The sequence below is a fragment of the Romboutsia sp. genome (genome assembly GCF_035470145.1).
In the GTDB taxonomy this organism is placed as follows: domain Bacteria; phylum Bacillota; class Clostridia; order Peptostreptococcales; family Peptostreptococcaceae; genus Romboutsia_D.
On record NZ_DATIRC010000053.1, the window covers coordinates 1 to 11,063 of the forward strand.

Genomic DNA, 11,063 nt, shown 5'->3' on the forward strand with positions numbered 1-11,063 from the left:
AATATGATGCTATCTTTTTCTAGTTTTATATCTACCATCCCCTTATACTTATATTTATATTTATATAGTTCCTAAATATTAATTTTAAGCTATAAAAATACTTAAATCAATTATAAATTTATATTTAATTTCCATACATAAATTATATATATCTCTCTTTAATATCTATATTTATAATATATTTCCATAAATTATTCACATTACAATTTACTTTGTATCATCTATTTTCAGCCTTTTCCTTACAAAAAATCCACACCTTAAAGGTGTGGATTTTATTTATATTGAAATCTCTTCATCTATTCCAAATAAATATACATATTTTTCTTTTACTTCTTTTCCAGTAAGCTGTTCTATTACATTTTCATATAAATCTAATTGTTTCCTGTATCTATTTACAACTTCATCTTTATTTTCTTCATTTACAAAATCTGTCTTATAATCAACTATAACTATCTTTTCTTCTTCCTCAAAGTATGCGTCTATAATACCTCTTAGCATCAGGCTTTCATCATCATACTTATCTGTACTATCATCATTTATTAAATCTTCATATATATATACATCTTTCATTTTTATCTGAGCATAAATTGTTTGCTCTCTTTTTACAAACTTAGAAGCTAACATTCTTTTTCCTAAGCTTGATTTAAAGAATTTGTATATCTTATATGGATTTATTATAGTTGATTGCTTCTCAGTTATTATTCCTTTTTTAATAAAACTATTTATTTGTTCTTTTATTTCATCAACATTATTTATTTTATTAAAATCAAGTATTTCCATAGCTAAATGGACTATAGTACCTTTTTGGGCACCAGTTATTTTATCTTTATTTTCACTCTCCTGCATAAATAGAGGTTTCTTTAAAGTAATTTGGTTATTAAATATTTGTTGTGTAAATTCATCGTCTTCATGAGTGTTTTGTATTTTCTTGATTTCAGTTACTGATATACTCGCAGGCTTTGTAACACATGCTTTATATGGATAATTAAAATCTAGTTTTTCTTTAATAACTTCATAATACTCACTATCTGGTTTTTCCATATCTATACTTTCGAGGATATCTTTCATACTTTCCTTTTCCTCTTGTTGCTTTTCATCTAGTATTACATCTTCCTTATACCACAGCTTTGCACTCCACTTTGATGAATGATTATCTATATTATCTAAATCTATTTCAGATATATCTCTTAAATTTTCTAAGTCCTTATGTTTTAGAACTGCTGGCATTATCCAATCTAAGAATCCTTTACCTTTCAAAATTTTATACTGTGATATTGGTTCATTTCCATTTATTCCATTCGACCATGTTTTTAAACTTTTTTCTATGTTCCTCGTTGAACCTGTTATTATTAATTTTTCCTTAGGTCTTGTAAAAGCAACGTATAAAACTCTCATTTCTTCAGATAAGTTTTCTACATTTATCTTACTTTTTAAAGCTTCTTTAGCTATACTTGGATAAGATATTTTTCTTTCATAGTCAACTACTTGAGGCCCATATCCTAAGTTATGATGATATAATATATTCTTTTTAAAATCTTGAGTATTAAAGTTTTTACCCATACCTGAACATATAACAACAGGGAATTCTAGTCCTTTACTTTTATGTATACTCATTATTCTAACTACATTTGCATTTTCTCCAAGAGTTTTGGCACTTCCCATGTCTGTATTAGACTTTTTAAGCTTACTTACAAAGTTTATAAAGTTAAATATTCCTTTAAAGCTCGTTTCTTCAAATTGTTTTGCTCTTTCAAATAGTATTTTTAAGTTAGCTTGTCTTTGTGACCCACCAGGCAATGCACCTACATAAGCATAATATCCTGTTTTAGTATATAAGTACCATAGGAATTCATCTGTACTCATATATAAAGCTTTTTCTTTATAATCTTTTAGTTTTTTTATAAACTCTGTACACTTTATTCCCTTTTCATCTTCATTTTGACTAAAAATTTCTAAAGCTTCGTAAAAGCTTTTTTGACCATCTTCTACTCTTATATCTATTAAATCTTCTGGGCTAAATCCACAAATTGGAGATTTTAGTACTGCAAGAAGCGGTATATCTTGTATTGGGTTATCTATAACTTGAAGTAGTGACATAATAGTTTTTATCTCTATAGTATCAAAGTATCCTACGCCTGTATCAGCATAAGTTGGTATATCCATATTCATAAGCTCATCTGCAAATACAGGTGCCCAAGCAGATGTTGCTCTTAGTAGTATTACTATATCCTTAAATTGTACTGATCTATAATCATCTAACTTTTTATCATATACCATTTGAATTTTTCCATCTTCTTTTGGCTTCATTAAATCATTTATAATCTTACCAACCATTCTAGCTTCAAGTTGTATATTATCTATTTCTTCCTGTTCTTCTTCAGTATTTTCAAATTCTTTATCTCCACTTTGATCTTCTATTTTAGCCTTACTTTGCATTATATGTATTTCTGATGGACCACCTACAATAGCATTTTCATCAGTATTTTCTTTGAAAACTGCTCCTAAGTTAAGTCTTTCTTCTTCTGTGTAGTCAATTTCTCCTATATTTTTGCTCATAGTATTTTCAAATATATAGTTTGCACAATCTACTACTTCTTGCCTACTTCTAAAGTTTTTATATAGCATTATCTTTCTATACAATGAACCTTTTTGTATATCATAATCAGCATATTTTTGTAAAAATATTTCTGGTTTTGCTTGTCTGAATCTATATATACTTTGTTTAACGTCTCCAACCATAAATCTATTTGGAGTTTTAATTTTTGAAATAGTACTAATTAAAACTTCTTGTACTAAATTACTATCTTGGTACTCATCTATAAATATTTCATAAAATTTATCTCTATACGTAAATGCTATATCTGAAGGCATGTCTCTTCCTTCTTCATTTTTTTGCGTTAGTATTTTTAGAGCAAAATGTTCTATATCATTAAAATCTATTATTCCTTTTTCTCTTTTTTTATTGCTATAAGCTTCTTCAAATCTTATGACTGTCTGGGATATAGAATTCGCTACGTTATATAGATATCTAATTTCTTCATTTATATCTTCTTTTTGTTTACTAAAAGTTGAATCTACCATACCTTCAATAGATTTTTTTACTTTCTTTCTTATATCATCTGCTTTATCTTTTATATCTTTTATATATGATGGCGCATCCTTTGGAAGTCTTTTTACTCCTTTTACATAGTTTTCAAACTTCATAGATGTAATTGAGTCAAATGTATCATCCCAAGATTTATTACATCCTTCTAATATTCTTTTAATTCCGCTATAATCGCTTTTAAATTTATCTGTGTATGTTTCAAGCTCTACTACTTCCGCTAGTTCATCTAAAGCTTTCTTCATACTAACTTCCATACCACTTATTTCTATTTTTACTGTTTCTAATATAGCTTGTGCCCATATAGATTTAGAAAATTCAAAGTCATCATCTATATTAAACTGCTCTGCTGAAAATTCTAGCCATTCCTTCGGGTCTGGAGATGCCATTGCAAAGTTATATATACTCAGTATAATATCTTGTAAGTTGGTGTCTCCTCTTTTTTCTGCATAACTTTCTACTAAATTTAAAAATCCTTTATCTCTATCTACATAAAGTTGCTCAAATACTTCTTCTATAGATTCTTGCTTTAGTAGTGTACACTCTGTTGTATCTCCTATCCTAAAATTTGGATCTAAGTTTATCTTATGGAAGTTTGATTTTATAACTTCTAAACAAAATGAGTGTATCGTTGTAATACTTGCTTTATTTAAAAGTACAAGCTGACTTTGTAGATGCTTATTTTCTGGATTTTCATCTAATGCTTTTCCTATAGCATCCCCTATTCTTTCTCTCATTTCTGATGCAGCTGCATTTGTAAATGTAACTACAAGTAATTTATCTATATCAATAGGATTTTCTCTATCCGTTATCATTTGTATAATACGTTCAACTAATACGGCAGTTTTTCCAGAACCTGCCGCTGCTGCTACAAGTAAATTACAGTCTCTACTATCTATAACTGCTTGTTGTTCATTTGTCCATTTAGGAGAACTCACTACTTAACATCTCCTCTCATTGTGTTTATTACCTCATCATCGCTTTTTTTATTTATAATTTTATATTTATTCTCTTTTAAAGTTGTATCAAATTGACATATTGACGAATAATTACAGAATATACATGAATTTTTATCTTTATTCTTATATGGTGCTATACTTATATTTCCGCCTAACATATCTTCACATAATTCTTTTATACGGTTTTTTACATACTTTCTTATTATTTCAAATTCCTCGCTTGTTACCCCTTTTGTGTGTCTCCCTAATGTACCATCTTTATTTAAATTAGCTGGTATTACTAACGATGTACTTCTTTCACCACTTGCTAAAGATTTGTCCATTTGTTTAATTATGTCAGAGTCTTTAATTAAAAGTCCTTGCATCTTTAAGTTCTTTAGTATTTCTTCTCTTATTTCTTCATCTTCTTTATTTTCATCAAATTTAACTATCGGGTCATCAATTCTAGAGTACAGTATTGCTGCTGGACTTAAATTTTGAGCATTATTTTTCCCACTTTCTAATATTGCATCTAAATAAACTAATAACTGTAGTTGAAGCCCATGATATATATCTGTTAAACTTAAATCTTTTTTACCTGATTTATAATCAACTATTCTGATATATTTTCCTTCTCCATTTTCAAATTCATCGATTCTATCTATTTGACCTCTTAGATTTATTTCTTGCCCATTTTGTAAAGTTATTTTTATAGGAGGATACTTTCCTTTTACACCAAAGTCAACTTCATAATCTATTGGTTCAAATGATCCTTGCTTTATTTGTTCACTAATTATACTTATTGCCGATATAAGCATATTTTTAAGTCTATAAGCAAGGTATCTATATCTTTCTGAACTTTCTAATATGTATCCTGGTATTTTAGATACTATTTCATCTACTATTTGAGAAACTCTCATTGATATATAGTTTGTATCTATGTCTCTCCAATCTAATTTATCTAAACTTAGTTGTTTAGAAAACTTGTCTAATATATTATGTATAAATGTTCCTAAATCTGGTGCTGTAAATGAATACTCTTTTCTTTCTTTTGCCTTTAATCCGTATTGAATGAAATATGCAAATGGACACTCGGCATATTTTTCTAATCTAGAAACACTTAAATTTGTATCATATAAGCTTTTTATCTTTTCTTCTTCTATTCTTTGCACTTGATTAGTATAACTTAATCCGCTTATGATTTTTTTAGAGATGTCCTTATATTCTTCATCATTGCAATAGTATCTGTATACATCTAACCATATATTATTTATTTCTTTACCATCATCAAATTCTTTTATTTTGTTAATAAGTTCATTGAATGTTGGAGATTTTACAGTTATTTTATTAAGTAACTCTTCATCTGTTGTAGCATCTAATTCCATTAAATAACTTTGATTATCAATGTTTGGGAATATCTTTTTAAGCCTAGATACTATTACTGATGGTCTTATTGTTTTTCCTTCATGGTCAGCAATTGGATAAGTTACTATTAAGTTTTCACTAGTAGATGTAAGTGCTTTATATACTAAATATTGTTCTTCAAAGGTTTTAGTTTTGCTATCTATGTCTACTTCTATACCTTTTTTACCTAGATTTTGTCTATCATTATCACTTAGTATACCACTATCCTTAGCTATAAGAGGGAATGTTCCATCTGTTGTTCCTATTAAGTAAAGATACTTTGTACTAGGATTTTTTACTCTATCAACACTACTTACAAGTACTTGGTCTATGCTTGGGGGTACTAGTCCTAATTCATATTCATCAAAACCTAAGCTAATAAGTTTTATAAATTTATCTAAAGATATTTTTTCATCTCCCATTATTTCTACCATTTGGTCAAAAATATCTATAACTATATTCCAAACCTGCGAATATTGATTTGCTACATCCAGCTCACCTTTATCTTTAAAATTCATTATTAAATTTTCTATGGTATTAGGCATATCTATGTCTATTAAAAATTCATATATAAATTTACATATATCTTCTACTTTGTTTTTTCCTTTTAAATTTTCTTGTAGCTTTATTATAGGTTGTAAAACTTTATTTTTTATTTCATTTATCTTTTTTCTTATTTCTATTTCATGTTCTTTCTCTTCAGCTACTATATTGTGATTTATTCTATATTCCCACTTTTCTTCAAACCACTTTTTTCCCTTTATACCATTTGCAAGTACATAATTTTCAAGTAGACTAATATCTTCATTACTTATACTAATTAATCCACTTTTTAAATATCTAAACATAGTTTCATAACTATATCTTCTATTTCTCATTTCTATTGCTGATATTATAAGTACTATTATAGGATTACTTTTTGCTTCTCTCTTTTTATCTATAAAGTTTGGAATTTCATATTCATTAAATATTGAATGCACTAAGAAATCATATTTATTTAAATCTCTTGTTGCTATTGTTATATCTTTATATCTAATATTTTTATCTCTTACTAAAGTTACTATTTCTTTTGCTATTTCTTCAACTTCAGAATATAAATTGTTAAATTCTTTTATTTTTACATTCTTAGTTGGTTTGTCATATACTTTGTATGGATATGAATAATAATATCTTTCTAGATGTTGAAGCTCTTCACTGTTTTTAAACCTTGGTATAACTGAATTATTTAAATTTACTGAAGGAAGTAATGATATACCCTCTTCATTACATAACTTAATAAGTTTTTGGTAAGTAAATTTAGTTCTTGAAAATGCATCCGCTTTATTATATGTAATATTACTTGCATTATCTACTGTTAGAGATATACATACTTCTTTAGCCTTATGGAATATACTTTTTAAAGCTCTATACTGATTTGGAGTAAATCCTGTAAACTCATCTACATAAATATATGCTCCCTTGAAATAGTCACATATATCTAACTTATCTGCTAATGATCTTAACATATCTTGAGAATCCACGTAATTTTCATGCAGTTTTTCTTCAAACTCTTTATATATTTTACTTATATCTTTTAGCTTTAGGCTTAATGTTTCATTTTCTACTTCACCCGACATATTTTCTAGCATCTCATAGCTTACGTTATATTGCTTTAACTCTGATATCATATCTGTTATAGAGCTTACAAATCCCGACTGTGAAGCTGATTTTGAAAATATATTTAACTCACTACTTACATTTTCTATAGCTCTGTAAGTCATCATAGCTTTCCCACTTGAATTTATATTAACATCAGTTAGTCCTCCAACATGAGAAAAAACTATGCTGCTCATAGTTTTAAAACTTAATACTCTTGCTCTTAAATATTTATCCTTTTCTTTTCCTAAGAAAAGTTTACTCATCCTTTTTTCCATCTCAAAAGTATACTGCTCTGGAACTAACAGTATAACAGGAGACGTTTCATCATCTTGAACTCTTTTTTTTATTTCATCTAGTATATAAGTAGATTTTCCGCTACCTCCTCTACCTAATACAAATTTAACACTCATATATTTCCTCCTCTAAAACTCTATAGTCTACTTCTCGTCCGTTGCACAATTTGTTAAACTCGCAAAAATTACAGTGTTTTTTATTTTTAATTAGCTCATATTCATAAGCCTCTTGTTCTTCTTCATATTTAGTTTTTTGTATCATATCTATCTGTTTATTTATTTTTTCTTTGTTAGCTCTATGCTTTTGTTCATTATATCCTATTTCTATAGGTGGGTTATCATATTGTGGCTGATAGTATTTCATTTTTATATTGTCAATATCTATATCTAAGTTCATTAGCTTAGGTATTACTTCTTTTGCTAAAAACATATATAATATAGATTGCATTCTATTTTCTATATGTTTATATTCTAGAACTCTATTTTCAGTTTTCCAGTCCCATATTTCTATACTATTTTCTCTTATAATTACTAAATCGTACTTTGCTATTATTGTACTTCCATTTAAATTGTATCTTACTTCATACTCTGGTAAATATGTTTCACCTACCTGTTGCGAATCGCTATATTGTGGTAATATAGTTTTTATTTTTTCAATCCACTTTACAAATTTAGAGTTAGTATTCTCATTTATACCTAAAGGAATATTGGTAAAATACCTCTCACATAGTAAGTGAAAATCTCTTCCTACCTTTAAGCTTTCATAATATTCTCTACTTTCAATATCATCATTCTTCCAATTTATTTTATCAATATACTTATACTTAAATTTTAAAGGACATAATTTATAAGTATTTATTGAATTTTGGCTATAAGTAAAATATCTTAATTTCTTATTCAATTTTTATCACTTCTTCCTTGTATCTATTTATATATCTTAATTACACTAAGCATTTCTTTTTTCTTCTATAAACTTTCCAAGCTCCTTTATATATAAAGATGGCTTTTGCTCCTTCTTTTTATTTCCTATGCTACTTTTATCTTTATAGCAACTATAAGATAATATCAACATTTCTTTAGCTCTTGTTATTCCTACATACAATAATCTTATTTTTTCATTTATTAAGTCTATCTTACTTTTATACATATAATCTATCGGCGTATTACCGTTTAACATAGAATCTATTTCTGATTTGATAATTGCTATTGGATTTTCATATTCTTTTCTTAGATACCATTTATCACATTGAAATTTTTGATTGGTATTATCAGGAAAATTATACTCTATTAGATCTAATAAAAACACACAATCCCATTCCATTCCCTTTGATTTATGATAGTTACAAACTGTTATACTTCCTGGTCCTGGTTCATATCCATTCATTTCATATACTACCTCTATGATATGATTGAATACTTTATTTTTTATATTAGATAGTATTTCATACGCATCTATAAGTGCCATATGTATGTTTTCTAAAGCTAAATATTTCATATAAAAGGCTATATAATCTATTAATGCTTTATCTTCTTTTTCTAAGTTTAATTTTTCTCCTATAAATAAGATTAATAAATCTATTCTCACTATAGGATACTCTAGTATTTCTTTTATTGCTTTTATACCATATAAAAAGCTTTGGTATAAATCACTACGAGTATCTATTATTAAATTTTTAGTTTTTTCTTTATTATATAAAATTTCTTCTGTACTATGCTTTCTGATTAATTCTAATAAATCTTTTTTTCCTAAGTCATTATCAGTATCTATAAATGCTTTATCTAATAGAATTATAAGCTTTTCTATACTATCACAATTTAATATAAAGTCTATAGCATAAACAATATTATTTAGCATCTTTCTTTTGTTTAAAGAGTTTGGTCCTAATTCTTCAAATTCCATGCCTTCTTCCATAAGTACCTTTGCAATATGTGTAATTTGGTCATTACGAGGTACTAATATTCCTATACTTTTATCTGGGTATTTTTTCTTTATTGCTTTACTATAAGCTACTGTTTTTTCTATTTCATCTGTCCAAGTTTGATATACTTTAGTGTTTATACTGTAAATATCCGGATTAGGATTTTCCTTGTATCCCATCCCACTTGGTACTGTCTTTATTTCCATATCCTCTAGTGCTTCTTTGCACTCTGCTTGCTTAAATTCTTTGCTTACATATTTTACAAGTCTATTAGCTAAATCTAAAATATCTTTAGAGCTTCTATTAGACATGTCCATTCTATAGCAATAATCTGATTCTTCTATAAATTCCTTGAAATATTTTGGATCTGATGATGAAAATGTTCCTGTAATACTTTGATTTATATCTCCAACTCTAACTAAGTTGTTGTTTTCCTTGCATATTAATTTTATTATTTTACCTTGTATTTCATTTGAGTCTTGGCATTCGTCTTCAAATATATATTTATATCTATTTTGAATTTTAGTTCTTAATCCTTCATCTAACATTAAGGCTTTATAAGCAAGTATCAATATATCGTCATAGTCTAATAGTCCATACTTTTTTAATTTTATAGTATATTCCTTATATATAGGTAATATTATTTTTAACATTCCTTTATATCCGCTAGATACTATATCTTCTAATTGTTCTGGAGAGATTTCTTTATATTTTAATTCTCCTATAGCATTTCCTACAAGGTCATAAAATCCACCTTCCCAAGCATCAGCCATCCTATCTCTCCACTCGCCTTCTTTTTGTTCCTTGAGGAACCATTGGAAAATTTTCTCTCCACCATTTAATCTATATTTATTTATACATTCATTTAGTATAATGCTTTTTTGTAAATCATCAGCAATACTAAACTCTTCACTTAACATTACCACTTCTGGTTTTTCTTTTATTATTTTTACAGCTAGGCTGTGTATAGTCATAACTTCATAGGAATTTTCTTCTTTTATGTCATTATCTTGAAGTATTTTTTTTATTCTTCCTTTGAAGTTATTTACTGCACTATTCATATATGTTAATATTAAGATTTTTCCACCCTTGTGCTTTTGTTCTGATAATAATTTTGCAACTAAATTAGTAACTATAAAAGTCTTTCCTGCACCAGGTACTGCAGGAACAGCCATAGTTCCATTTTCATATCCTATTATAGGTAATTGGTCTTGTCTATAATTTATATTATTCATAAGAATTATCCCCTTTAGCTAGTACCTTTAGTAATAAACTATATAATATACTTTCTTGAATATATCCATTTACAGTGTATTCACTTTTGTATGCATATACTTCTTTTACATTTATCAAAAGATTGTATATCATATTGTATAAATAGTACTTTTTATAATATTCCTCTATAGCATCTGTATATATTCTTCTTTCTTCAAAGGATTTTCTAAGTACAACTACATTACTTATATCTTTTTCTATCTTCATATTCCACGCATTACTACCTATATCTACCCATATTTGTATAGGCCTGTTTACATTGTAGGATATATAAGAATATGGAGTTGTTATTAATACTTTCTCTGAAGTTTTTAACTCTTCTATATCTGCCACTACATAATAATCATTTATTGTAGTTTTAAGTGCTTCTATAAATATTTTTTCTTTATCCTTATTTTTATCTAAACCTAGTAAACTTACGTTTTCTGTGAATGCTTCACTTTCGTATATTATTTGCTTGCATATACCTACGTTTACTCTTCCTTCTTTCAGA

At 27.1% G+C, this 11,063-nt stretch carries 4 protein-coding genes and 1 pseudogene; all 5 read right to left on the reverse strand.

The features are described from left to right. Positions 1-276: 276 nt before the first annotated feature. A complete protein-coding gene (addA, locus tag VLM92_RS01875) occupies positions 277-4,041 on the reverse strand; it encodes a helicase-exonuclease AddAB subunit AddA (protein ID WP_325274658.1) in 3,765 nt (1,254 codons plus the stop codon). Continuing rightward, positions 4,041-7,493: a helicase-exonuclease AddAB subunit AddB gene (gene addB / locus VLM92_RS01880; RefSeq protein ID WP_325274659.1), complete on the reverse strand. Its 3,453-nt coding sequence runs from the start codon at positions 7,491-7,493 to the stop codon at positions 4,041-4,043. The genes addA and addB overlap by 1 nt, the downstream gene beginning before the upstream one ends. Further along, a complete protein-coding gene (locus tag VLM92_RS01885) occupies positions 7,483-8,277 on the reverse strand; it encodes a PD-(D/E)XK nuclease family protein (RefSeq protein WP_325274660.1) in 795 nt (264 codons plus the stop codon). The genes addB and VLM92_RS01885 overlap by 11 nt, the downstream gene beginning before the upstream one ends. A gap of 45 nt (positions 8,278-8,322) precedes the next feature. Next, on the reverse strand, positions 8,323-10,530 hold the full coding sequence (locus VLM92_RS01890) for an ATP-dependent helicase (protein ID WP_325274661.1): 2,208 nt from the start codon (positions 10,528-10,530) through the stop codon (positions 8,323-8,325). Then, a pseudogene (locus VLM92_RS01895) lies at positions 10,523-11,063 on the reverse strand (hypothetical protein); the annotation flags it as partial. The pseudogene VLM92_RS01895 and the gene VLM92_RS01890, both read right to left, overlap by 8 nt.

Excerpts from the sequence above, each read along its gene's own strand:
- addB (WP_325274659.1), bottom strand. The coding sequence starts at position 7,493 with ATGAGTGTTAAATTTGTATTAGGTAGAGGAGGTAGCGGAAAATCTACT.
- VLM92_RS01890 (WP_325274661.1), bottom strand. The coding sequence starts at position 10,530 with ATGAATAATATAAATTATAGACAAGACCAATTACCTATAATAGGATAT.